15 protein-coding genes are annotated in these 26,394 nt (G+C 42.4%); all 15 read left to right on the top strand.

Annotated features, from left to right (window positions below; all coding sequences use genetic code 11):
• The first annotated feature begins 53 nt into the window (after positions 1-53).
• The 15 genes from LQ201_RS20810 to LQ201_RS20740 all read left to right on the top strand — a co-directional run bounded on the left by LQ201_RS20810 (position 54) and on the right by LQ201_RS20740 (position 26,388).
• Complete coding sequence (locus LQ201_RS20810) at positions 54-1,064, top strand: NAD-dependent epimerase/dehydratase family protein (protein WP_230145259.1); 1,011 nt, start codon at positions 54-56, stop codon at positions 1,062-1,064.
• Positions 1,065-1,831: 767 nt separating this feature from the next.
• Positions 1,832-2,722 (top strand): ROK family protein, encoded by an 891-nt coding sequence (locus LQ201_RS20805; protein WP_230145260.1) that lies wholly within the window; start codon positions 1,832-1,834, stop codon positions 2,720-2,722.
• Between the two features lie 163 nt (positions 2,723-2,885).
• Positions 2,886-4,085, top strand: a complete 1,200-nt coding sequence (locus LQ201_RS20800) for a glycoside hydrolase family 88 protein (protein WP_230145261.1) — start codon at positions 2,886-2,888, stop codon at positions 4,083-4,085.
• Positions 4,086-4,361: 276 nt separating this feature from the next.
• Entirely contained in the window at positions 4,362-5,990 is a 1,629-nt protein-coding gene (locus tag LQ201_RS20795; protein ID WP_230145262.1) for a glycoside hydrolase 43 family protein, read from the top strand.
• Positions 5,991-6,406: 416 nt separating this feature from the next.
• Entirely contained in the window at positions 6,407-6,592 is a 186-nt protein-coding gene (locus LQ201_RS20790; RefSeq protein WP_230145263.1) for a hypothetical protein, read from the top strand.
• 92 nt (positions 6,593-6,684) lie between these two features.
• Positions 6,685-8,583, top strand: coding sequence for a glycoside hydrolase family 97 protein (locus LQ201_RS20785; RefSeq protein ID WP_230145264.1), 1,899 nt, complete (start codon positions 6,685-6,687; stop codon positions 8,581-8,583).
• A 27-nt stretch (positions 8,584-8,610) separates the two neighbouring features.
• The gene (gene fucP / locus LQ201_RS20780; RefSeq protein WP_230145265.1) at positions 8,611-9,843 is read left to right on the top strand and encodes an L-fucose:H+ symporter permease; all 1,233 of its coding nucleotides are present in this window, start codon (positions 8,611-8,613) and stop codon (positions 9,841-9,843) included.
• A 505-nt stretch (positions 9,844-10,348) separates the two neighbouring features.
• Entirely contained in the window at positions 10,349-13,672 is a 3,324-nt protein-coding gene (locus LQ201_RS20775; RefSeq protein WP_230145266.1) for a TonB-dependent receptor, read from the top strand.
• Between the two features lie 10 nt (positions 13,673-13,682).
• Entirely contained in the window at positions 13,683-15,491 is a 1,809-nt protein-coding gene (locus LQ201_RS20770) for a RagB/SusD family nutrient uptake outer membrane protein (RefSeq protein WP_230145267.1), read from the top strand.
• Positions 15,492-15,716: 225 nt separating this feature from the next.
• Entirely contained in the window at positions 15,717-19,862 is a 4,146-nt protein-coding gene (locus LQ201_RS20765) for a two-component regulator propeller domain-containing protein (protein WP_230145268.1), read from the top strand.
• A 154-nt stretch (positions 19,863-20,016) separates the two neighbouring features.
• Positions 20,017-20,580, top strand: a complete 564-nt coding sequence (locus LQ201_RS20760; RefSeq protein ID WP_230145269.1) for an RNA polymerase sigma factor — start codon at positions 20,017-20,019, stop codon at positions 20,578-20,580.
• 7 nt (positions 20,581-20,587) lie between these two features.
• Complete coding sequence (locus tag LQ201_RS20755) at positions 20,588-21,631, top strand: family 43 glycosylhydrolase (RefSeq protein WP_230145270.1); 1,044 nt, start codon at positions 20,588-20,590, stop codon at positions 21,629-21,631.
• 14 nt (positions 21,632-21,645) lie between these two features.
• Complete coding sequence (locus LQ201_RS20750; RefSeq protein WP_230145271.1) at positions 21,646-22,776, top strand: alginate lyase family protein; 1,131 nt, start codon at positions 21,646-21,648, stop codon at positions 22,774-22,776.
• Between the two features lie 626 nt (positions 22,777-23,402).
• Positions 23,403-25,175, top strand: a complete 1,773-nt coding sequence (locus tag LQ201_RS20745) for a right-handed parallel beta-helix repeat-containing protein (RefSeq protein ID WP_230145272.1) — start codon at positions 23,403-23,405, stop codon at positions 25,173-25,175.
• Positions 25,176-25,185: 10 nt separating this feature from the next.
• Positions 25,186-26,388, top strand: a complete 1,203-nt coding sequence (locus tag LQ201_RS20740; RefSeq protein ID WP_230145273.1) for an alginate lyase family protein — start codon at positions 25,186-25,188, stop codon at positions 26,386-26,388.
• The last annotated feature ends 6 nt before the right edge of the window (positions 26,389-26,394 follow it).

The raw sequence follows: 26,394 nt of genomic DNA, 5'->3' as shown, positions 1-26,394 counted from the left end.
TCGTTTTAAATCTGCAAAGTTCAACTTTGTCACAGCATTTAAAATCAACGGCTATGACAAATAAAAAACTAGTACTGGTATCCGGTGCCAATGGGCATTTAGGCAACAACCTTGTGAGACTTTTGATCGAAAAAGGGATCCCGGTAAGGGCTTCAGTCCGTAATATCAAAAGCAAGGAATGTTTCAAGGATCTGAACTGCGAGGTCGTTCAGGCAGATATAACGGATAAAGCTTCCTTTAAGCGCGCACTGCAGGATGTTGATACTTTTTTTGCAGTGGGTGCCGCCTTCAAGCTGTGGGCTAAAAACCCCAAGAAAGAAATCTACGATGTGAATATGATGGGGACCCGGAATACGATAGAAGCAGCTGCAGAAGCGGGCGTAAAAAGAATCGTCTATGTAAGTTCAATTGCTGCACTGGATTATACCAATCTTCCAACAAAAGAAAGCAACGGATACAATTCCGACCGGAGAGATATGTACTACAATTCCAAGAATGACGGTGAAAAGCTGGCTTTTGATCTGGCAAGAGAATTCGGTATAGAATTGGTATCGGTTATGCCCGGAGCAATGATAGGAGGTGAAGCGTTTCTTCCGTTAAATGTTTCCTATAATGTGCTAAAACTGATTCTTAACAAGCAGATCCCCATGGATACCAGAATTACCCTTAACTGGGTAGATGTTAAAGATGTAGCAGAAGGCTGTTACCTTGCTGCGCTGAAAGGCCGGTCTGGTGAGCGTTATATCCTTGCCAACGAAAAATGTATGACCATTACCGATACAACTAAATTGGCACAAAAACTTTATCCTGAATTGAAGATCAAAGTACCTGGAACTGTGCCAAAGTTTATTTTATATGCTATTGCAGGTTTTATGGAGCTTTCAGCTAAGATAATTGGAAAACCTCCACTGCTCACTACTAAAGATATTGCTATGTTTTCAGGATTGCAGCAGGATTTTGATATTTCGAAGTCAAGAAACGAATTAGGATTTAATCCGAAAGATGGTCAACAGGCAGTAAAGGAAGCATTGGCTTACCTGATGGAGCATAGGGGATTTATTTAATTTTAGAAAAAATATGGTAGCGGGCACGCTATGATAGATGGTAGGGGCATTGCCATTGTTATATCTGTTTCCTAGATCTGGTTGGTGTTTTTAATGGGTTTTGTAAGTAAAAGTTCAAAATAAAGATAGAATATTCTTGGTATGGGCGTAATGTCTTTAAGTTAAGGAATAAGTCGGAAAAAGATGTCACCCTGAGGGATAATTTATTGTATAAAAATCAATATGAATGACGCATATCTTTTTTTGCCCAGAGGCTCATCCTTGCCTCGGCTCGCCGCCGCCGATGGGGCTCTTTCTTTTTGCTGTCAAAAAGAAACAAAAAACACCGGCTGAAAATTTTTCTTTCAAAGCTAGTGGGTAGGCTGGGTCGGTGGAGCCCGAAAAATTTGTTAGGCCGGATTTAAGTAGAACGGGGATACCGTGCTATGGCCTAGCTGGATGGAAATTTGACGGTGGCTAAAATATTGATTAATAGTTGTTTATAGAATAACGTCAATGGTAGCGTAGTCGAAGGGCATTTATTTGCGGGTCATCAATCTCAAGAAATCTTAGACTACGCTCTCCACAGGAGTCCTTTGGACAGACTGACGACCGGGGTGCCTAACTTAATGATATTGGGCATGGGGGGAGCCGAACTAATATGCTTGTATTGACTTTACGAAATAAAACCTGAAAGAGTATTGAACAGCGATTTTTATGTCTGTGTTCATATGGTCGATACTGTTAAAACGATAATGAACAGTGTCAGGAAAAAATACTTCAACTAAATGAATAAAAAAATAAAACCACTTATGATAGGTGTTGATATCGGTGGATCACATATTACAGCTGCAATCATTGATTTCAGGTCACATTCAGTGGTAGATCACTCCCGTGTGCGTAGCCACGTTAATACACATGGCACAAAGGAAGATATATTAGCGTCATGGATCAGTGTACTTAAAAATATTATCGGGAACCATTCCCCAGACGAAATACTTTTAGGGATTGCCATGCCTGGCCCCTTCGATTATGTAAATGGGATATCGTTGATCAAGAATATGAATAAATATGAATCCCTGTATCTTACAGATATTAAGGCTGTTTTGATCGAGCAGCTGGGGCTGTTGCCAGAGAATATTATTTTTAGAAATGATGCAGAGGCTTTTCTCCATGGAGAAGTTAACGGCGGCAATGCTTTGGGATTCAACAGGGCGATAGGCATCACATTGGGTACCGGTCTGGGATCGGCCGTGAGTATTGGAAGGAAAACTACCGATGCAAACCTCGGGGTGAGTTCATTTAAGCAGGGGATAGCAGAGGATTATATTTCCACCAGATGGTTTGTGAAACGTTACGAAGAACTCTCCGGAAAGAAGGTAAAAGATACAAAAGCACTGGTCGATCTATATGAAAGTGATCCTATGGTGCCTGTGCTTTTTAATGATTTTGCCAGAAGCCTTGCAGACTTTCTTTTTCCTTTTATCAAGGCGCACGATGCAGAAGTGGTCATCATTGGAGGAAATATAGCTAAAGCACATCCTTTGTTTCTGAACAAGACCCAGAATGCACTGCACCAGCAGGGAATTCGGGCCGAATTGAGGATAACCGCATTATGGGAAGACGCTGCAATGCTTGGTGCCGCTTACTCACACGCAACAGGAATTTTGGCTTCATAAAAAAGCATGCTCGTATATCTTATCCATGTGATTTAAGATGGATACTTCTGTTGCCAACAGAAATATGTAGTTATTTCGAATAGTACAGGCAATAACCTATACTGCCAGTTCGAATTTGGTGAGTATATCTTTCTGTATTTGTTGTCTAGGTAATATGCACAACATGAGATATACAGCTTTTGCCATCATTACCTTACTGCTTTTTTTCGGCAGGCCTGCCTTCGCGCAGATTAATGCGGCCAGGCAGTTGGCTTACTGTACCGAACAGGCAAAAAAGACTTTGAAAATTATTCCTCATCATGGAGACAATATTCCAAGAAGTATTATTCCCGGTTCATCTGAATGGAAGTTTGTAGGTTATAAGGACTGGTGTAGTGGTTTTTGGCCTGGAATACTGTGGTATAGTTATGAAGCAACAAAATCAAAAACGTTTCTTGCTGAGGCTGAGGTTTTTTCATCAGCGCTTATACCTCTTTCGCAGCAGCCGGCTTTCGACCATGACCTGGGCTTCCAGATATTTAACAGCTATGGGAACGGATATAGACTTACCAAAAACCCTAAATATAAAGAGATTATACTCAAAACAGCCGATACTTTGGCCACCCTGTTTAACCCAAAGGTGGGAACAATCCGCTCATGGCCAAGGGAAGTTCCCGGAATGCAATGGCCACAGCATAATACCATTATTGATAACATGATCAATCTGGAAATGCTTTTTTGGGCATCCCGAAACGGAGGAGGGAAAAGATTATATGATATTGCTTTTTTCCATGCCGAGGTAACCATGAAGAATCATTTCAGACCTGATTATTCTGCATACCATGCGGTGATCTATGACAGGGAGACGGGGAAAAAAATTAAAGGATTAACCCACCAGGGATATGCCGATAACTCCATGTGGGCACGTGGCCAGTCGTGGGCCATTTATGGATATACCATGTGTTTCCGTGAGACAGGTAATCCTGCATTTCTTGAATTTGCCCAAAAGGTAAGCGACGTTTATCTGGCAAAATTGCCAGCAGATGGAATTCCTTATTGGGATTTTAATGATCCTTCAATCCCCAATGCCCCTAAAGATGCATCTGCCGCGGCAGTGGTCGCATCAGGACTTTTGGAGCTTTCTACTTTTGTTAAGGATAAGGCGAAATCACAAAAATACAGGAAAGCTGCAGTACTCATGCTCACTTCCCTTTCTTCATCAGCATACCAGAGTAGAAATAAGAATACAGCCTTTCTGCTACATTCAACAGGGCATAAGCCCAATGGATCTGAAATTGATACATCGATTATATACGCAGATTATTATTATATAGAAGCGCTGTTGAGGTTGGAAAAACTTCAAAAAGGAATGAAGCTAAATTAAACCTTTAGTATACTAATAACCTATGTAGCTCTCTTTGCGGAATATTGCTGGGCGGGACGTCTGATTTAATTTTTGGCTGCCATTTTTCATATTTAGTTTTAGTAGACCCATATGCCTGCTGCAGCCGGAAAACCGAGACTTAATTCAACAGTCTCGCTCACAATATTTTAATAAAATTGATGCCCCATAATGAACTTAGGAAAACTGCTCAGGTTTCAGCACTATAATAACTATAAACGGGACGGATTATTCCATAAATAAAATAATGATGTAAAAATGAAAATACCACAATATTCTTTAATCATACTTTTAATCTTAGGTGCGCACCTGACTTATGGTCAGGATAATCTATCAAAAGTATGGACTGCCGACCTGGGAAATGGGACATATAAAAATCCGGTTATACATGCTGATTATTCCGATCCCGACGCGATCAGGGTCGGAGAGGATTATTATATGACCGCCTCAAGTTTCAACTGTATTCCAGGACTTCCTATTTTGCATTCCAGGGACCTGGTAAACTGGACCTTGGTTAACCATGCACTCAAAATCCAGGAACCAGCAGAGGTTTATGATATTCCTCAGCACGGAAAGGGCGTTTGGGCACCTAGTATAAATTACCATAAAGGAGAGTTCAGGATCTATTATCCGGATCCCGATTATGGGATCTTTATGGTCAGGACCAAAAATCCCCTCGGAAGGTGGGAAAAACCTGTACTTATCCTTAAAGGCAAGGGGATTATCGATCCAAGTGTATTCTTTGATGATGATGGACAGACCTATCTGGCAGTAGCATGGGCAGCAAGCCGGGCTGGTGTAAATAGCCTGTTAACCGTTTTCAAGATGAACAGTGATGGTACTCAGGTAGAAGATGAAGGAAAACACGTTTTTGATGGACATGGCAAAAACCATACGGTAGAAGGACCGAAATTTTATAAACGTAATGGGTATTATTATCTTTTTGCGCCTGCCGGTGGAGTGGCAACTGGCTGGCAGCTTGTAATGCGCTCAAAAAATATTTATGGTCCATATGAAGAGCGTAAGGTTATGGAGCAGGGCAAAACAGCGATCAATGGGCCCCATCAAGGGGCTTTGGTCCGTACGCCAAAGGATGAATACTGGTTCCTTCATTTTCAGGACAAGGGACTTTATGGCCGTGTAGTTCACCTTCAGCCTGTAATCTGGAAGAACGACTGGCCGGTTATCGGTTCGGATGGGGATGGCGACGGGATAGGAGAGCCGGTTTCTGTCTATACTAAACCATCGGTTTCAGGAACTCATCCAATCTCCGTACCATCAGAAAGTGATGAATTTAACGGCATTGAGCCGGGCCTGCAATGGCAGTGGCACGCCAATAAAAAAATGCAATGGTCGGCAATGATCCCTAATAACGGGTACCTAAGGCTTTTTGCCTTTCCCAATCCGCAAATTAATAAAGGCCTGTGGAATGTGCCGAATTTGCTTCTCCAGAAGTTTCCTGCACCTACTTTCACTGCCACCACCAAGCTTAACTATAGTGTGGAATGGGATACCTGGAAAGAGAAAAAGACGGGACTGCTCATTATGGGAAATGACTATTCCTATCTCTCTGTCTCTAAAAATGAAAAAGGATTTCAGATCGGACAGATAATCTGTAACGACGCTCCAAATAACGGAACTGAGCAAGTTTTGACTCAAAGGGCGTTGAAGTCGGGTACAGTTTATCTTAGAGCCGAGGTTGTTGAGGAAGGGCAGGTAACCTTTTCATATAGTGAAGATGGCGAACTGTACCACAAAATAGGGGAAACATTTAAAGCGCAGCCTGATAAGTGGATAGGCGCAAAAATCGGAATTTTCTGTACAAGCGGTAGCGACGTACGTACCGGTGGCTATGCTGATTTCGATTATTTTAGGATAACCAGATAGCATCTGCACACAGAATATCATAAAGACAATTCACTTCAGATGCTGGGTCGAAACAACTTAAAACGTATTTAAATGGGGCCTTCGGCAGATTATCATTGACAGATTCAAAAGAAAGGTCGTCATTGTGAGAGGAACGACGAAGCAATCTTTCATGCTAGTGATCCTTGCCATAAAGATTGCTTTGTCGGCTGAAAAAGCCTTCTCGCAATGACGATAATCTGAAGAGATTTAATCTCTTAAATTCTCCTGTCATTAATATTGATTTTATACAATAAATTAACCCTCTCCGTAGGAGTCGTTTGGACAGGATGACAAATCTATATTTATATACAACGTCTTTGTATAGGGCATTTTTTCAAATTATTCTTTTTATCGATTAATAGAGTATTAAAAACGCTACCGGGTGTCATACCAGTATGAAAAACGAAAATCTGCCAGAAAAAATAGATAATGAGAACCCGCCTTTCAACTTTAAGCGGCAGTTAGTTTCGGATGAAGATATCAGAAAGCATTGGGACCGCATAGCGACAAGAATTTTTAGCGGTGGAGAAGCTGAATATCCTTTGGAGCCAAAGGATAACAAGGGAGAGAATAAGGCTTGATATAACCTTGCAGGTTTACCCGTTCAGCAGGATAATTTGCTGCTCGCCGCACATACTTTTTAAAAACAACCACCAATACGCCTAACATTTTTATGAAATTTTACCAGCACACTTTTCTGACACTACTTTCCCTTTTTGCATTTTTTTGGGCATCGGCGCAAACAGCCTCTGTGATTTCTGAACAAATACTTTATTCTCCGGATAAGGCGCTTATGATCCGTTTTTTTCAAAAGGAAGCCGCAGATCATAAAAAGGCTTTTTTTTATCAATTATCCTATAAAGGAAAAAGTGTTATTCAAGAATCAAAACTAGATCTGGAGCTTGATAATCACCTTTCAGAAAGTGCAATGGCACTAAAAGTAGATACGCATCAAAATTGGTTTGAGAACCTCGAGATAAAGAATTCAGTACGCACGGAAAAAGATACAACCTGGACTCCTGTTTATGGAGAAAGGAAATTAATCCGTGACCATTACAACAGTTTGGTAATTAAAACGGTGAAGGATGATAATCCGATATACGAGATGAATATCGAATTCCGGGCCTATAACCAGGGCATTGCATTCCGATTTTTCTTTCCGGAAAATGTTAAGGGAACATATTACCGGATCATGTCGGAAAATACAGAATTCAAGTTTGAAGAAGGCGCTTTGGCCTGGAAAGCAAACTGGGCACAGGCACCATATCATAAGGTTACGTTGGAGAACTGGGATGGTGAGGCTGAGCGGCCACTGACTCTTGAATTAAAAAACGGTCTGTTTGTATCGCTGTTAGAGGCACAGATGGTGGATTATTCAAGGACCAAGTTCAAGCTTAGTGGTAAAAATACAATAAGTACATCCATGTTCACCCCTGTAGATCTGATTTCTCCCGTAGCTACGCCCTGGAGAGCGGTAATGGTAGCTGAAACTGCCATTGGGATTGCCGAGGGAACAGACCTGATTCTAAACCTGAATGAACCATCAAAGATAAAAGATCAAAGCTGGGTAAAACCTGGAAAGATTATGCGGGTGATGTCGCAAACTACAAAAGATGCACTGGAGAATATCGATTTTGCCGCAAAAAGAAACCTGCAGTATATTCTCTTCGATTGGAAATGGTACGGCCCTGCTTTTAGTTTCAGTTCTGATGCCTCAAAAGTTGCCATCGCAGATTTCGATCTGCCTCAGATCATCAGGTATGGAAAAGAAAAGGGAATAGGGGTATGGTTATATGTGAACCAACAGGCGCTGTTGATGCAGAGCGATAGCCTTTTTTCAGTCTATAAAAAGTGGGGTATTGCCGGCGTTAAGTTTGGCTTTGTACAATCAGGATCACACAGATGGACAAGCTGGGTTGAAAAAGCCATACAACAGGCTGCACAAAACCAGATAATGGTAAACATCCACGATGACTGGCGCCCAACGGGCGAACAGCGCACCTGGCCTAATCTGATGACCTCGGAGGGAATAAGGGGGAATGAAGAAATGCCCGATGCCACCAGTAACACCGTAATGCCCTTTACCAGGTATATTGCAGGAGCTGCGGATTATACCATCTGTTATTTCGATCCAAGGATAAAAACTACCCATGCCCACCAGCTCGCGCTTGCTGCAATTTATTTTAGCCCCATCCAAACCCTATATTGGTACGATAAACCGGCCTTTTATAAAGGGGAACCCGAACTCGAATTTTGGGACAAGATTCCTGTTTCCTGGGATGAAACAAAGGTTTTGTCGGGAAAACCTGGTGAGTATGTCACAACGGCGAGACGAAGTGGCGAGGAATGGTTTTTAGGTAGCATAACCAATAATGAGGCCCGTAAAGTAGAATTGAAGCTTGATTTTCTTCCCAAAGGGCAAAAATTCGTCGCCAGAATTTATAATGACGACAACACGGTTACCACCGCCACCAAGGTAGGGATAAAAGATATTGCGGTTGATTCAAAAACCATCTTGAAACTGGATCTACAGGCTTCAGGAGGTGCTGCAATCTGGCTCCACAAAAAGTAATTATATAATGAGTTACAACAACATAAAATGAACAATAAACCTGCTTTTACCGAAAAAAGATTCCTCTTCACCTTTATCCTGGTTACTTCCCTCTTTATGCTGTGGGGAGTAGCGCACTCGATGAGTGATGTACTCAATAAACATTTTCAAAATGTACTCAATGTATCAAAAGCACAGTCTGGTCTGATCCAGTTTTCCGTTTTTGGGGCTTATTTTATCATGAGTATTCCTGCTGGGATATTTCTGAAACGTTTTGGCTACAAGGCAGGCGTAATATTAGGGCTTGGACTTTTTGCTACCGGGACTTTTCTTTTTGTCCCTGCAGCAAATGCTGAAAGTTTTGGTTTTTTCAGGATAGCACTTTTTATTCTCGGCTGCGGAATGGCGACGCTCGAAACTGTTGCACACCCTTTTGCGGCCTCACTGGGCGATCAGCGTACCAGTGATAGAAGAGTAAACTTTTCGCAGTCTTTCAATGCAATAGGGGCGATAATCGGTCCGGCAATAGGAACATTCTTTTTGCTCCGGGCAACTTCCGGTGGTCATGAAAACTCGCTAGATTCGGTAAAATTGCTTTACGCAGGGCTAGGAGGATTTATCCTGATCGTGGCGGTGGCTTTTTTCTTCATCCGCATTCCGGACCTGATTGATCCACACAGTATTTCCGATGCACCGATAGCTGCGCAGAACATCGACATTGCGCCGGGAAAAAGGCTCTTTCAGCACAGGCATTTTGTTTGGGCAGTAGCTGCTCAATTTTTTAATGTAGCGGCACAGGCGGGCACCTGGAGTTATTTTATAAACTACGGGCATGAAAAAATGGGCTTTTCTGATGAGAAGGCAGGGAATTTTATGGTTTTGTTTATGGTAATGATGGCGCTTGGAAGATTCGCTGGAACTTACCTGATGAAATTTATAGCGCCAAATAAGATCCTAGCAGCATTCGCCATTTGCAGCATCATTGCCTGTATTATTGTAGCCCAAAGCTGGGGCTGGACATCCTACTGCGCCCTGTTGAGCATTAATTTTTTCTTTAGTATTATGTTTCCTACGATCTTCAGCCTCGGACTGAAAAATCTCGGTCCACATACACAGCAGGCTTCCTCATTTATTTCAATGGGTGTAGTTGGCGGAGCTGTAATGCCTTATTTTATGGGTAAGATAGCCAATGTGGATGTCGCCCATGCATATTATCTGCCCATCATCTGTTATGTAGTGATCTTTCTTTTTGCAGCCAGATTTTTTAAGGTAATCAGATAGGTAATTTTCAGCATGTTTTTGCTTTCTACCTCTAATCGGGTATGAAATTCGACATATGCTGATATTGCGGATAAGGGTTGCCGGAGTGGATTTTGGTGTGATGAGGCTCTATTATAAAGGCAATTTCACCTAACATGCTGCCATGTTGTCCAAAGGACTCCTACGTAGGGCATGTCGAAACACTTTAAAACATATTTAAATGAGTCCTTCAACAGGCTTAGGATGACAAATCAATATTTATGATATAACCTCATCAGCATATTTACCCAGTCTATTTGAATTAATGCAATTTTTGATTTTTATGGCTTTTTAATCATACAGCTTTAAGAAAAAAAAGTTCTTAGCGAGATGAGATCTTTATTAATTTGCCAATTAGGAAAAAAATCTAAAAAACTGAGTATACAGATCATTTCCCTGTGTCTTTAAGATAATCCAGTCTTCCAACGCTATAATAAACTCGCTCTGGTTGTTGGAGGGCAAAAACCAAATATTAAATACAGAAATTATGGATATTTTTTACAAAAAATTACGGCAGGTAAGTGCAGTGCACTTATTTCTACTGCTGTTTTTTTGTTGCACCACTGCTTTTGCACAAACGCAGGTAGTGACTGGGAAAGTCGTGGATGCGGCAACAGGCGACCCTATTCCAGGCGCTACGGTTAAAGTGGTCAACTCTAATATAGGCGTTTCGGCCGATGGTGATGGCAGCTTCACTTTTAATGTACCTGCAGGAGCTTCAATACAGTTTACTAGCATTGGTTATAAAAATGTAGTATTGAAGGCGGAAACAGGCAGGCCGATGTTAGTTAAATTACTTTCCAGTACAGAGTTGGATGATGTTGTGGTAGTAGCATACGGTACTCAGAAAAAAGCAACGGTTACCGGTGCGATTTCTACCATCAATTCAAAAACATTTCAGGATCGTGGGCCTACCAATAATCCGATTGCCAACATCCAAGGACAGGTTCCGGGGGTTGTGGTAACCAGAACCTCTGCACAGCCAGGAAGGGAAAACTGGAATTTTCAGATCAGGGGAGCAACATCTATTAATAACCAGGATCCATTGATCATCCTCGATGGGGTAGCATTGAACAACAACAATGCATTAAATTCAATTAATCCAGATGATATTGATAATGTATCAATTTTAAAGGATGCGGCAGCATCAATATATGGTGCAAGGGCAGCTTACGGTGTTGTGCTGATTACGACGAAAAAAGGCAAGAGCGGACAGTTCGTTGTACAGTATAGCCCAACAATTTCGCGCAAACTGATTGGTCTTCAGCCTGAAATGGCAAATATGGAGCAGTGGGCAAAAGGTTTAATTGAGGCCAAAATAAACGATAATTATGGTGTTATACCTGCAACAGATTTGTGGTACCAAATGGCCAATTTTGCAATTGCGAACAACGGCAATGTGATTTTAGCTTCACAGATTCCCGGTTATAACGGATCGGCTATCACTCCCGGACTTTTTTATAACGGAGTGCCGGTACCCGTTTTCGGCGATGTAAAAGAGCTTAATTTTACCGATACCAGGATGTCGGAAATCCTTTGGGGCGCAGCCACTTCTACACAGCATAACCTGAGCCTGGCAGGAGGAAACGAAAAAAACACCTTTCGTGCATCGCTGGGCTATCTTAACGACGGCAGTCAGCTTCAGTTTGGGAATAACGGAAACCAACGTTATAACCTTAGGTTGAACAATGGTTTTAGATTCAGTGAAAAAGTCCAGTTGGAAACCAATGTCTCACTTGAACAAAATAATATTCAACAGCCAACTTTGTACACTACAGGTTCATACAGTGCCCTGGGGAATGGCTTTCAACCCGGAATCCCGGCATTTACGCAATCTGGCAGGCCTTACCAATGGGGTGGTGTAATCAGTCCACCAGGGTCATTAAGGGATGGCGGTGATAACTTGGAAAATAACACCAGGATCTTATTGAATTCTACAATAAATTATAAACCTGTAAAACACCTTACCTTTTCGGGTACGGCAGGGTATAACATGTGGTATCAGGATAATAAGGTGCAGGCAAAAGCGGTACAGTTCTATTCTTATGATGACCGTTACCTGATCTCAACTACGCCGAGCAGGGGGACAGCTGGTAATGCTACCGCAAATGCCAATTATTTTAGGCAGACGGTTAACGATAAATATTATAACCTCATTGGTAGGGTAACCTATGAAAATACATTTGCGAAACACCATAATGTAACTGTGCTTGCGGGCGGATCATATGAAAGGGATGAATATAACATGTTCAATACCCGCACCTATAACCTGGGTAGCGATGATATCCCCTCGTTGAACCTTGGTCTGAGTAACGGAACTGCGGGTTTTGTTACCAACGATGAAGCCAGGAACCATTATGCCATTGGTTCGTATTTTGCAAAGGGTACTTATGATTATGATGGTAAATATCTTTTTGAAGGTAGTATAAGGTACGATGGGTCGTCCAAATTTATAGATGATAAACGCTGGAAAACTTTTTACAGTGCCCAAGTGGGTTATAGGCTCTCAGAGGAAGATTTTATTAAGAAATTGGATGTGTTTTCTGATCTTAAAATCAGGGCATCGTATGGTACAGCAGGTAACCAGGGAGGTATCGGGTTATATGACTACCTCCAATCATTGAATGTAGGAAGCAGTGGTGTACTATTGGGCCCGAACATCGCAACAGCAACAACCACTACGGGAAACCTGGTTTCCCTGAACAGGACATGGGAGACGGTTGTCAACAAAAACCTTGGTCTTGATTTTGGACTTTTAAAAGGAAAATTGACAGGGACTTTCGAACTTTTCGAAAAACGCAACAAGAATATGCTTATCAGCATAACCTACCCCGGAACGCTTGGAATCGGTGCACCGCAGTCAAACAACGGGGAGCTAAAAACATGGGGATGGGAAGGGATCGTGACCTGGAGGGATAAGATCGGAAGCGTAAATTATTCTGTTTCGGCCAACATTACCGATAGCCAGAACAAGATTATTTACCTAAACGGGACCCCCCTAATAAATGCTGGATACAACGGGGCAGTAGAAGGTTATTCACTTGGATCTTATTTTGGCCTCCAATATGCCGGCCGCCTTCAAACACAGGCCGAGGTTGATGCCTATAATAAATTTTATGCTCCAGGAGGGGTTGTAAACGGGATAGGTATTCCGATTGCAAGTCCATTGACCAACCTTCCAGGGCAGTTATCAGGCCTTCGGCCTGGAGACAATTCGTTTGCAGATGTAAACGGTGATGGAAAACTGACAAATGGCACATCTACATCTGATATGGGTGACTTTGTTTACCTGGGAAGTGATATTCCACGGTACACATTCGGTTTAAACCTGAGTATGCAGTGGAAAGGTTTTGATCTGACAACCATCTTTCAGGGCGTTGGAAAACGGACTATTTTCAGGTCAAATGGAAGCGCAAATAACTGGCGGATACCCTATCAGTCACTTGGCCAATCACAGGTTACTGCCTGGATAGGAAATACCTGGTCGCCTGAAAATACCGGTGCTTATTACCCGAATCTTCATGCCAATACGGCCATTAATAGCTATAATTATCAGGCATCTACTTGGTCGGTTGAGAATGGCGCTTATCTACGCCTGAAAAATGTTGTAGTGGGTTATACCCTTCCAAAAGCGCTAATGGCCAAATCACATCTTTTTAGCGGTCTCAGACTTTATGCTTCTGGAAGTGATTTATGGGAAGTTAGCGGAATCAAGGACGGTTGGGATCCGGAAGTTACCAGGACTACCTCAGGTAATGAGCGTTACCCTTTTTACCGTTATCTAACTTTTGGTGCCAACCTTACTTTTTAATAAAAAGGTCATGAAAAATATAACATATAAAACAGTATTCTCCCTGGCGATGATTTTCCTGATGGCTGCATCGGGATGTAAAAAATCATTGGATCTCCTTCCTCAGGATCAGCTTTCAGAGGTTGCATATTTTAAAAATGCAAATGATTTTAAAACTTTTGCCAACCAATATTATGGTTATCTGAGGAATTTTAATAATTCCTTTGCCGATAACCCACATTATGATGGCAGGGCCGATGTATTTGGTGGCGGAGGTGCCTTTGGCTCAGGTACAAACACCGTTCCTGTTACGGACGCAAATTGGAATAGCAATTATACCCGGATTAGGGCCTGCAATTTTTTGCTTGAAAAAGCAGCAGCTTTTGCAGATAAGGCGAGTATAGCACAATATATTGCAGAGGCAAAATTTTTCAGGGCATATGCCTATTTCGACTTATTACAACTGTATGGCGGCGTACCTCTTATTACAAAAACTTTGGATCTGGAATCGCCAGAGCTTTATGGTGCAAGAGCAGCTAGAGAAGCAATAGCAGATCAAATTATTGCTGATCTGGAGGCGGCCATTCCTGATCTTCCGGCATCAATTACGTCAACATCGACCGATTTCGGACGGGTAAGCAAGACTGCTGCACAGGCTTTTTTAGGCCGGGTTGCGCTTTATGAAGGAACCTGGCTTAAATTTAGGAATGGTGATGCTACCAGGTTTAACAACCTCCTTGATAAATCTGCAGCTGCCTCCAATGCGGTAATCTTAAGTAACCAGTTTGCATTGTTCGGCACAGCAGCATCTAATGCCTTAGGCGGTAATAGTACCGTTCTGGGAGATTCAGCGCAGAAATACCTGTTTATCCTCGAAAATCCAAAATCCAATCCGGCTGGAGTAAACAAGTCGGCCAATCATGAATATATCCTTTCTTACCGATACGATGATGTAATAAAAACGATTAGTACCAACATCAGCAGGCAGGGAACCCAAATTGGCCCACAACAGAAATTTGTAAATGCTTTTCTTTGCCAGGATGGATTACCTATCGAAAAATCTCCTCTTTTCCAGGGTTTTCAAACTTATGGTTCGCAGTTTGCCAACAGAGATAATAGGTTAAGGTATACCATTAGGGTATTAAACGGTTATTATTGGTATGGTAACGCCAACTTTAGGGTGACCTGGTTGAACGATGCTGCTGATAATGCCAATTCTACAGGTAAGGTGGTCCAGATAGGAGGTTATACTAACCAGAAATGGGTTTCTGAACGCAACGTGCCAGATACAAAAGAATCTGAAGATTATCCTGTACTCAGGTATGCTGAGGTTTTATTGAACTATGCCGAGGCAGTATACGAAAGAAACGGGGTTATTAGCGATGCCGATTTGGATAAATCGCTAAATCTTGTACGCCTGCGTGCCAACAAGACAATGCCTAAACTTTCGAACGCATTTGCGGCTACAAATGGACTTGATTTGCGTACTGAAATCAGAAGAGAACGTTTTACAGAACTTTACTACGAAAACTTCAGATTTGATGATATCAAGAGATGGCATAGCGCAGGTACCGATTTGGTAACCAATGTTGGTGGCTCGGCTTATGGAAATGCCGTTGGATTTGTTAGTCCATGGCCTGTTTCCATTAGATTTACAGGAACGCAGGCTCAATTAGGGCCTAACCAGTTAGCACCTGTGCCAACAAACGCTAAAGACGCCAATGGAAATTTGATTTTAGACAATACAGCCCGTACCTTTTCCGAACGGAATTATTTATATCCAATTCCTACACAGCAGATAACCTTAAACCCAGCCCTGATCCAGAATCCTGGGTGGTAATTTTTAGATTTTAGTTCTTTATCTCCCCGGTTGCCGAATGGTGGCCGGGTTTTTCATGCTTTAAAATTTTTTAGAAAAATGCTGGATTTTATCAATGTATCAATAGCTGATTCAACCTGGCTAGAGTTAGCCATTTAGTTTTGGGCGACAGAGTATGAATTAAGCTTAAATATGTCCCTATTATAATAATGTTTCATTATTTTAGTAACCAACAATTGCAAAACTGTGCGAAGAATACTGCTGATCTTTCTTTTCCTATATGCCGGTCTAAGTGTCGCTTCACAGCGAGATTCGCTCAGTGTACGCCATCTGGAAATAGAAGATGGGCTGTCCAATAATTATATCCGCTGTGTTTATCAGGACAGAAAAGGGTTTTTCTGGTTCGGTAGCAGAGATGGCCTTAACCGTTATGATGGATATGGATTCAAGGTGTTCAGGAATGAGATCGGTAATAAAACTTCCCTTATCCATAATATTATACATGCAATTAACAGTGATACAGATAATAACATATGGATAGGTACCAGGCAGGGCTTAAGTATCTATAATGATAAAAAAGGCATTTTTACAGCAGGCTCATGGCATGACGCTATAAAAGGGACAGATTTACCGATTACAAAAGTAATCAGAGACCTTGTACCTGGTATAAACAATACCATGCTCGTCGCGACCGAAGGAATTGGGCTTCTGAGGTTCAGCAAAGGGAAGACCGTAGGTGATCAGATTCCCCTTTTGATAAATGGTAGGCGCACTTTTTCTTATGGTGTGCAATCAGTAAGGTTGGATGATAGGGGAAGAGAGTGGGTGTTTGTGCAAAATCTCGGACTTTATTATTTTGATCCCAAAGTCCGGGCACTGGTACTGGCTAGCGCTGATGTTGTTCTTGCGCTCTCTTTGGGAATAAGTGCTGGGCAGGTGTATATCGGCACCTATAACGGTTTGTATCGCTATGACCCTGTATTAGGCAAAAATACGGCTATTAATGCCAGCGGACTCGGAGGAAAGTCAATTCTTGCTATCACCCCTGACAGTCATAACATTCTTTATCTGGGAACAAATGGAGATGGCGTGTTCCGCTATGATCCGGTAAGTGGGGGTGTGCAGTTGTTGGGTAATGAAATTGATAAAGGTCTGAGCGGTGAACAGATCTACTCCATATTTATCGATAAAAAGGATAGAAAATGGATCGGAACTTATTCAGGAGGGGTAACCATTCTTGATCCGGTAAAAAAAATATTCCAGACATGGGTACACAATCCGCAGGGCAATTCTATTCCCGGAAACTCAATATCATCGTTTTTAGCTCCAAGAGATGGGAAACTTTATATCGGCACCGATGGTACCGGGCTTAGTATCTGGGATAGGAAGTTAAACCAATTCACCAATTTTAAGCACGCTGCAGACCCTAACACCATATCCAGTAATTTTATTTCATCGATGGTTTCCGACAGCCATGGAGATATCTGGATGGGAACCTTTACTGAAGGTGCCAACCGTTTCGATCCAAAGACAAGGAAATTTACCAGGTATAAGATCATAGATCCGCAGACAGGGGTAGAAAGCAAGGTCGCTTTCACGGTATTTGAGGATCAGGACCATGACATCTGGGCAGGAACCCTCAGGCGGGGAAGTCTTCTAGGAGGGCTTTACCGCTTTAACCGCAGTTTGGATAAGTTTGAACTTTTCGATCAGAAGCTGGGTGATCTGTTTGCAATGATGCAGGCCAGGGATGGCCGGATTTGGGCGGGCAATCTTGATCAGTTGATCCAGGTTGATAAAAACCGAAAGAAACATAGGTTTTATAACCTTGGCTACACCGTTCGGGTGATATTTGAAGACAAAAAGGGACTGCTCTGGATTGGGACAGAAGGTGGGGGACTCATCATTTTTGATCCTTTTAAAAGCAAGGTGGTGTCGAGGCTAACTACTGCCAATGGTCTTTGCAATAATTCGGTACTGAGTTTGATTCCTGATAACCAGGGAAATATCTGGATGAGCACCTATTTTGGAGTATCTTGCTATAACCTTGATAGAGGTACTTTCAGAAGTTTTTATCAGAGTGACGGCCTGCAGAGCAACCAGTTCCAGATCAATGCGGGAATCAAACTTGGTACCGGGGAAATCGTTTTCGGAGGCATAAAAGGCTTTAGTCTTTTCGATCCACGGGAAATCATTCCGCACAGCCAGATGCCGAGCCTGTTTCTTACCGGAATAACCATTAACAATACGCCGCTGGAAGAGAACCTGAAGCTGATTGTAGATGAAGACAATATTGCCATCAGAGAAATAGAAGTGCCTTATGATCAGGCAGTATTTACCTTTTCGTTTACGGCACTTGAATTTTCATCCCCAGAGAAGATTTCCTATAAATATTTTATGGATGGTTGGGATAGGGGCTGGACAAATTCGGGAAAGGACAGAAAAGCAACTTATACGCATATTTCTGAAGGAAGTTATATATTTCGGGTCAAGAGTACCAATACGGAAGGGATGTGGGGGCGCAACGAAATTACCCTGAAGGTCAGAATCCTTCCACCATGGTACAGAACGTGGTGGGCCTACCTCGGATATATGGCCATTATTGCCTCGGTTGTCTATATATATCTTCGATATCGGTCGGCACAGACCCGTTTAAAATATGAAGTTCAGATCGTAAGCCTCGAATCCCAAAGGAAAAAAGCTGAATATGATACGCAGGTAGCCCTGCATAATATGGAACGTTTGGCGCATGACAAAGAGAGATTGATCAATGAGCAGGAAAAAGCACTTTCCGAAAAGCGTATGTCGTTCTTTACCAATATTTCGCATGAGTTCCGTTCTCCGCTTTCCCTGATTATTAATCCAATTAATGACCTGATCAAAAACAGTAGTGTGGAAGGTAAGGAAAATGCAGAGCTCAGCATGATCCAGCGAAATGCCAAAAGGATGCTGTCGCTGGTAGATCAGCTGCTGCTCTTTAGAAAAGCAGAAGAAGGTTTTGAGCACATTAAAGCTGCTAAACTTGATCTTGAAAAACTATCCAAAGAGGTTTTTTATTGCTTTGTTCAACAGGCCTCGGCCAAGGAGATCGATTATAGGTTTGAAAGTGCTGCTGTTGATAAAGAAGTTTATGCCGATAGGATAAAGATCGAAATCGTGCTGTTTAACCTGATTTCCAATGCGCTGAAATATACCCCGGAGGGAGGAGAAATAGTGGTAAGCCTAACCGAAGACGATCAAAGTCTTTTAATCGCCGTCCAGGATTCTGGCCCCGGTATTCCTGATATCGCAGGGGAAAAGATTTTTGACCGTTTTTATCAGGCAGAAAGAAAAGACGAGAGCCATAAAGCCGGATTTGGGATTGGGCTCTATCTGGCCAGACAGTTTATGGAGGCGCATTCTGGCCATATTTCTTATCAAAACAGGGCCGAAGGTGGATGTGTGTTCAATATTTGTCTGCTAAAGGGAAAAGAACATCTTGTTAACCAGGTCATTGAAGAAGAACAGGAAGGGGCAGAAGCGCTTTTTAATGAAATGTATGCTACCGCACTTCCTGAATCTGCAGCGCAGAATAATATCAGTCTGGATGTAAACCTGGTTAGTGATAGGCAGTCTATTCTGGTAGTTGATGATGAAAGGGATATCCGCCAGTATATTTCCAGTCTTTTCTCTGGCATTTACATCGTTTACCAGGCAGAAAATGGCGAACAGGGACTTCAGCTCGCTGCGGAAAAACTTCCAGACCTGATCATTACAGACTTCAAAATGCAAGGGATAGATGGGATAGAATTCTGTCAGATGATCAAATCAAATCCGACGCTTTCTTATATCCCCGTTATTCTATTAACAGCAAGTTCATCCCAGGAAGTGAAGCTGAAAAGTGTACATGGTGGTGCTGATGACTACATTAACAAACCCTTTGAACGCGAATACCTGATTGCCAGGGTAGCCAATCTGCTGCGCAACAGGAATAATCTCCAAAACTATTTCTATAACGAAATTACCCTTCAAAGTAATGCTGTTGTGGTATCAGAAGAGTACAAGAAATTTTTGGATACCTGCATCTTAGTTGTTGAAAATCACCTTACCGATTCTGACTTTGGCATAAAAGCGCTTGCCGATGAGATCGGAATGAGCCACTCTAATTTGTATAAGCGTGTGAAAAGCATTTCAGGACAATCGGTGAATTCCTTCATCCGCTTCATCCGTTTGAGGAAGGCTGCAGAACTGATGATCAACTCAGATCATAATGTAACCGAAGTAGCTTTCCGTTCGGGATTTAATGATGCCAAATATTTTGGTAAACAGTTCTCAAAACTTTTTGGCGCAACCCCCTCTGAGTTTATCAGAAAACACCGGAAGACTTTCAATAAAAGGTATAAAATGAAGTAGATTTATTTCATCACATTACCAATTTTAGGCGTAAAAATGGCTTTTTTGCCATTGCTAAAGCGGTTTGGCGAAAATACACTCCTATTTTACGAATTTATACCCATCATTTTTTTTAGCTCGTGCCATCTTCGTATCAACCAAATATTGATATGTTATGATGACTGAGAAATTGATTGCACTATGGGAAGGAACACTGGCGGGAAATGAGCGCGATTATGCACAACTGCATGCAAAACTTTATCCAAAACTTTTCGTTTTTACCACCAGAATGTTAGATGATGATGATCTGGTAAATGATCTTTTACAAGACCTTTTTATTAAGTTTTGGGAGAACAGAGAAAAAATCGGAACGATCAGGAATGTGGAAGCCTACTTTTATAGATCTACCAGGTCGATTGTACTTAACCACATCCGTCTCACCAAACACCGCGAAAGTAAGCTGACTTTAATGCCCGCTCCAAGTTTAGTCTTTTCTGCAGAGGAGATTATGGTATCTAATGAATCAGATTCCCTGATGAAGCAACAGATGGTAACGGCGCTCAATTCGCTTCCTGCCAAACAGCGGGAAATACTCACCATGCGTTTTTATGATGAGCTTAGCTATCCACAGATTGCCGACATCCTTAAAATCCGCTATCAGTCGGTAATAAACCATGTTTACCGTGCAGTACAAACGCTTCGGCAGGTCTCAGACCTTTCAGCCGTTTATGCAGCTTAGTAAAAAAATGAAACGATATAAAATGAGAATGAACCATAGAGGCAAATGTCTGTTCAAATTTACCATTTTCCTGTTTGCATTGTTATACACGGCAACAGGTATGGCACAACAGCGAAAATCAATCCTTCCCGGCGAACTTTGGCCAGATGATAAAGGAAACCATATCCAGGCACATGGGGGAGGGATTACTAAGGTGAAGGATACCTATTATTGGTATGGAGAAGAGCGCCGCCAGGGACTGGATTCCAACTACAGGTATGTGAGCTGCTATTCATCAAAAGATCTGATGAACTGGAAATTCAGAGGAGATGTATTTAAAATGACCGATCCTGACAGCCTTGGAAAAAAATGGGTATTGGAACGCCCAAAAGTTTACCATAACATCAAAACCGGAAAATACATCATGTATATGCATATCGATGGGCAGGTAAAGGGCCAGAAAGGTAATTATAGCTATGCGCGGGTAGGTGTGGCAATTGGTGATTCTCCAACAGGACCTTACAAGTTTATTCGTACTTTCCGCCCCTTAGGTCAGGAAAGCCGTGATATAGGCCAGTTTATAGATGACGACGGATCTGCTTATCTTATTTTTGAAGACAGACCGGTTAAAGGCTTCCATATTGCAAAACTTTCTGAGGATTACCTGAATGTTGAAAAAGATATCTGTATCATTAAAGCACCCTTAGAAGGCGGAGCGGTGGTAAAATACAATGGACTTTATTATGCGATTGGTTCGGCACTGACCAGTTGGAACCCAAATCCCAACAAGTACGCAACAGCTAAATCCCTGGCAGGACCATGGTCCGAATTCGAAAATATTGCTCCACCTGAAACCAATACTTATGGATCACAGTCTACCTTTATGCTTAAGGTTATCGGTACAAAATCAACTGCTGTAATCTTTGTGGCAGACAAATGGAAACCCCGTACCCAATGGGATTCCCGATACCTTTGGATGCCCCTTGAGATCGGTGATGGCAAACTCAGGCTTCCGGAACCTAAACCATGGCGCATCAACGTGAAAACAGGAGAAACTGAGGTCATAAAATAATTTAATCCCAAACAATGAAAAAAATACAGTGTCTTTATTTAATAGCTTATTTTCTGTTTTTTTTAAGTTCCATTTCATCCGCACAGCAGAAATTCATACACCCTGGTATCCTCTTTTCAGGTTCAGATCTACAAAGGATATACCAAGCTGCTCAGGATAAAAGTTCGGTCGGTTATACATCGTTTGAGCTATTAAGGAATAATCCACTGGCCAGCTCAGACTATAAGATGAAAGGCCCGTTCAGGGTAATATCCAGAGATGGGGAGTTCGGGAATACCAAGAGCCTGATGGAAGCAGACTTCAGCTCGGCCTATCTTAACAGCCTGATGTGGATAGCTACGCGCGATCAAAAACATGCTGAAAAGGCCATTACAATATTGCTGAGTTATGCAGATTCCCTGCAGCGCATTCCAGCTACCAACGATGCGCCATTATTGGTCGGATTGGAGGGGACCAAGATTATCAATGCCCTTGAAATTCTGAAACATGATTTCAAAAGGGCTGATGCCAGAAAGCTTGAGCGGATAGCCCGCATGGTAACAGGGATTTTTTTGCCAGTCTGTGAGCAGTTTTATGCAAGTCCTGCTTATACAAATGGCAATTGGGGACCCATAGTGACAAAATTCTACCTCTCGGCCGCAATCTATCTTGATGATCAGAAAATGTATGATAAAGCTGTACGTTTTTATCTCCATGCTAACGATAACGGAACCATAGCCAACTATGTAGACGGGGAAACCGGACAGATCCAGGAAAGTGGTAGAGACCAGGGGCATTCCCAGTTAGGGATCGGGGCGATGGCCACTGTCTGCGAGATTGCATGGAAACAAGGCGATGACCTTTATGGTGCGCTTGATAACCGGCTGTTAAAAGGATTTGAATACACCGCCAGCTATAACCTCGGCAACCAGGTACCGTTTAAAAAATGGAAGGATATTACCGGAAAATATAGTGATTGGGAACAGATATCCGTTATGGGAAGGGGAAGATTTATTCCTATCTACCAAATGGTTTATAACCATTATGTGCGCAGAAAAGGGCTTTCAATGCCGTTTACCCAGCAGGTAATAGCAAAAATGGGAGCAGAAGGCTATGATCGGGACCAACCGGGTTTTGGGGGCTTACTTTACCTTGGTAGCAAATAGCTTCGCTACCAATCGTCTTTTTATCTGATTCTTTTTTCCGATTGCCAGGGGTAGTCAATGTCATTAAGTTAAGCACAGTTGACGTCAGTCTGTCCAAAGGACTCCTGTGGAGAGCGTAGTCGAAGACTTCTTGGCATTGATCAAACGCAAATAAATGCGCTTCAACTACGCTAAGATCGGCAGATTCCAATACAAGGATCGTCATTCCCGCTCAGGCGGGAATCGTAATGCAATGAGCTTAAGATTATTCATAAGTTTTCCTTTTTTCAGAGGTATTCATGAACACTCCGTGGTTCCCAATCAAGTTGGGAATGACGATTCCACGCAATATTATTTCTCTTAAATTCACCCGTCATTCGTATTGATTTTTATATAATAATGCTGTGCATCTGGGTTAGTTTGCGATAATAAACGTGAAAAAGACGTTCATTTTGCTAAACTGGTTTTGTTTAATTAAGTTTGGGTAGCCAGATATAAGCAATTCACATACCCAGGATATTCTCCGACAAACAATTTTTGGATATTTAGAGTATCCCAGCGGCAACCTGGTGTCATTATTTCATAAAATCCGGAACTTTTATCCTGTCGGATCTTTCATTAACATAAAAGAAACCCTATAACCATTGATGAATAAAATTATCATATTTCTGATTTTTCCCTTGCTGATGCAATTTGCGGGGAAAGCTTTTGAACATTTTCCTGCTCCAGTTCCTCCAAAAAGCATTTATGTTTCCGTATCTGGGAGCGATAGGGCTGAGGGCTCGGCAGCAAAACCTTTAAGAACGATCAGTTATGCTGTTTCCAAGGCAATGCCTGGAGATAGAATACTTGTTTCGGCAGGAGTTTACCGTGAATCGGTGGTGTTTGAACGTGGTGGAAGTTCGGATCGCAAAAGGATTACGTTGCAGGCCTTAAATCAGGCAAAAGTTACAATCAAAGGTTCTGAGCGGAAAACAGGTTGGGTAAAGGGCAAGAACAAACTCTGGAAATGTATGCTGGATTCTTCCCAAACCGGGATGATGCTCTTCTTTAATGATAAAAAAATGGTCAATGTATCTACCCTTCAGGAGTGCAGTAACGCGCTGCGGTGGACTAAAACCCTGGAGAATGGAAAAACGGTAATCTGGGCGAATTTCGGTACATCTGATCCCAATGCCGGGCTAACGGAAATTTCGGTCAGAAATGTCGGAATCAGTGCCAGGTCTGGTGTAGATTATCTTACCATTGAAGGGATTGCTGTCAGTCAGATTTCCAATGATTATGCTTCTATTTATGCAGAACAGCCCGGCGCAATAGCTACCAAAAATGGAAAGTACTGGAATATAATAGGCTGTTCAATCAGCGAATGCCACGCTGTAGGCATTTCGATAGGCATAACCGGGCATGTTTATACAGATGCTAATCCAGGAAGGCCAGAGTTTAACGATTATACAGATCTGGCTTCGGTTGGGCATCACAAGATCAAAGGAAACCATATTTTCAACTGTGGGCAGGCTGGTATTTTTGGGTTAATTGGTGGCACTTCAAGCACCATCGAAGATAACCTGATAGAGAACATTAACCAAGATGGCGGTTATACGGGCAATGAATCTGCAGGTATCCGGCTGGCCATGGCGGTTGATGCCACCATTACGCATAACCTGATCCGTAGGGTTTATGGGAAAAATGGCTATGGTATATTTTTAGGGCCAATTTTTCAGGGAGCCCGCTTGTCAAGAAATATTATTGCAGACAGTGGTGCTGGCCTGTTTTACCTGTTTAAAAACCATGGGCCTGTTTTATTTGACAACAATATACTTGCAATGGCAGATACTGCAGATAAAGACATGGCAGGCGTAAAAATGGAGGCATCAGAGGCAAATGTTTTTGTTCAGAACCTGTTCTATAACTGTAGCTTCTACAATGGTCGGCAACCCGGTAAATCGGTATCAACCTCAAATTTCTTGCCGCATAGCCTGGTGATCAAACAGACAATCCCCGCACTGGATATCGACCACCGTTGGTATGGTAATCTTTTTATAGGCAAAGGAGCAGGCATAGCAAAGCCAGCAGGAAGTGAGGCAGATTTTAACCTTTATGCAGATGGGGCTCTTCCGCTAAGCTGGGCCGATCTGAATAGCTCAAAAGCCAAAAATAGTTTTTCCTTTCGCCTGGAACATAGCCAGAAAGGGGTAGAATTATTTTGGAAAAACGAAGCCCTCAAGCCAATAAAAATCCCGACGCTAACCGCTGAATTTTTAGGTTTTTTTGCGCTGAGCAAGCAATACATAGAGTATCCCGATGGAAAAAAGATAACCATTGACAGGGATTTCCTCAATGCGGTGCGCGGGACTTTAGAAAGAACTCCCGGACCTTTTTATCAAGGGCAGGGCCTTAAACCAAGAATAAAATTATTTTAAAATATTAAGCATGCATAGTTTAAATGTTTATACCAGGTTAATCCGCTACAATAAATGGACGTTAACCTTAATCATATTCTTTTTCTATTTGGTAAATGCTTACGGGCAGGTGCTAAAACTGGAAAAGCCGGTCGCCTACCATCCCAAGCCTTTTACCCATCCCGGCCTGCTGCATTCGGGCACTGATCTCCAGCGGATGAAAGATATGGTTGCCTTGGGCAGAGAACCATGGATGAGTGCATTTGAGAAATTCAGATCGCACCCATGGTCAAGCGCTTCCTGGGAACCTCATGCCGTCCAGCATGTAGAGCGTAGCTTGCTAATTGGTGCCGGCAAAAATATCGGAAACCTGGAGAAAGATGTTTGTGCCGCTTATCAAAATGCAGTGATGTGGAGTATTACAGGCGATGAAGCCCATGCTAAAACTGCCATAAAAATTATCAATGCCTGGTCTGGAACCTTCAAGGTGTTTGATGGGACAGATGTGGAGTTAGGGGCTGGACTAAATGTTTTTAAGATGGCGAGTGCCGCAGAGATCATGCGCGCTACCTATCCAAAATGGAAACAGGAAGACATCGAAAAATGCAAAGTGATGTTCAGGGAAGTATTTTATCCTCCGATCCAATATTTTGCACTTTGGGCCCATGGTAACTGGGATCTTGCCTGCATGAAAGGTATGATGGCTATTGCCGTTTTTAATGATGATCATGAAATGTTCGATCGTGCAGTTGATTTTTACTATAAGGGTCCTGGAAACGGTAGCCTGCTGCATTATATCGTAAATGAAGAGGGCCAGGGCCAGGAGAGCGGACGAGATCAGCCACACAGTATGCTCGGGATCGGCCACCTGGCAGAAATGTGCGAAATCGGATGGAACCAGGGAATGGACATGTACAGTTTTTCGCAGAATAGGTTGCTCAAAGGCTTTGAGTATACGGCCCGTTATAATCTCGGAGAGGATGTACCTTTTCAGCCTTATACCGACATCAGTGGTAGATTTCCTGCCGATAAGGTATCAACCAGTGGAAGGGGTAACCTCCGTTCGATCTTTGAACAGGTATACAACCATTATGCCTTTCGTATAAAGGGTATACCGGCAGATCAGTACCGTTACACTAAACAGGCCGCAGATAAACTTAGACCAGAAGGTGCAGGATTTAATGCCGATAATGCAGGTTTCGGAACACTTTTCTTTTCCCTGCCACAGCCGTAATAATCT

Origin of the sequence: Pedobacter sp. Bi126 (assembly GCF_918698245.1) — a bacterium.
Classification (GTDB): Bacteria; Bacteroidota; Bacteroidia; order Sphingobacteriales; family Sphingobacteriaceae; genus Pedobacter.
This window is presented reverse-complemented; position numbering and strand designations above follow the sequence as displayed.

Coding starts and splice junctions, on each gene's coding strand:
- LQ201_RS20810 (WP_230145259.1), top strand. CDS start 54: ATGACAAATAAAAAACTAGTACTGGTATCCGGTGCCAATGGGCATTTA.
- LQ201_RS20775 (WP_230145266.1), top strand. CDS start 10,349: ATGGATATTTTTTACAAAAAATTACGGCAGGTAAGTGCAGTGCACTTA.
- LQ201_RS20745 (WP_230145272.1), top strand. CDS start 23,403: ATGAATAAAATTATCATATTTCTGATTTTTCCCTTGCTGATGCAATTT.
- fucP (WP_230145265.1), top strand. CDS start 8,611: ATGAACAATAAACCTGCTTTTACCGAAAAAAGATTCCTCTTCACCTTT.
- LQ201_RS20760 (WP_230145269.1), top strand. CDS start 20,017: ATGATGACTGAGAAATTGATTGCACTATGGGAAGGAACACTGGCGGGA.
- LQ201_RS20785 (WP_230145264.1), top strand. CDS start 6,685: ATGAAATTTTACCAGCACACTTTTCTGACACTACTTTCCCTTTTTGCA.
- LQ201_RS20740 (WP_230145273.1), top strand. CDS start 25,186: ATGCATAGTTTAAATGTTTATACCAGGTTAATCCGCTACAATAAATGG.
- LQ201_RS20795 (WP_230145262.1), top strand. CDS start 4,362: ATGAAAATACCACAATATTCTTTAATCATACTTTTAATCTTAGGTGCG.
- LQ201_RS20750 (WP_230145271.1), top strand. CDS start 21,646: ATGAAAAAAATACAGTGTCTTTATTTAATAGCTTATTTTCTGTTTTTT.
- LQ201_RS20755 (WP_230145270.1), top strand. CDS start 20,588: ATGAAACGATATAAAATGAGAATGAACCATAGAGGCAAATGTCTGTTC.
- LQ201_RS20805 (WP_230145260.1), top strand. CDS start 1,832: ATGAATAAAAAAATAAAACCACTTATGATAGGTGTTGATATCGGTGGA.
- LQ201_RS20770 (WP_230145267.1), top strand. CDS start 13,683: ATGAAAAATATAACATATAAAACAGTATTCTCCCTGGCGATGATTTTC.
- LQ201_RS20790 (WP_230145263.1), top strand. CDS start 6,407: ATGAAAAACGAAAATCTGCCAGAAAAAATAGATAATGAGAACCCGCCT.
- LQ201_RS20800 (WP_230145261.1), top strand. CDS start 2,886: ATGAGATATACAGCTTTTGCCATCATTACCTTACTGCTTTTTTTCGGC.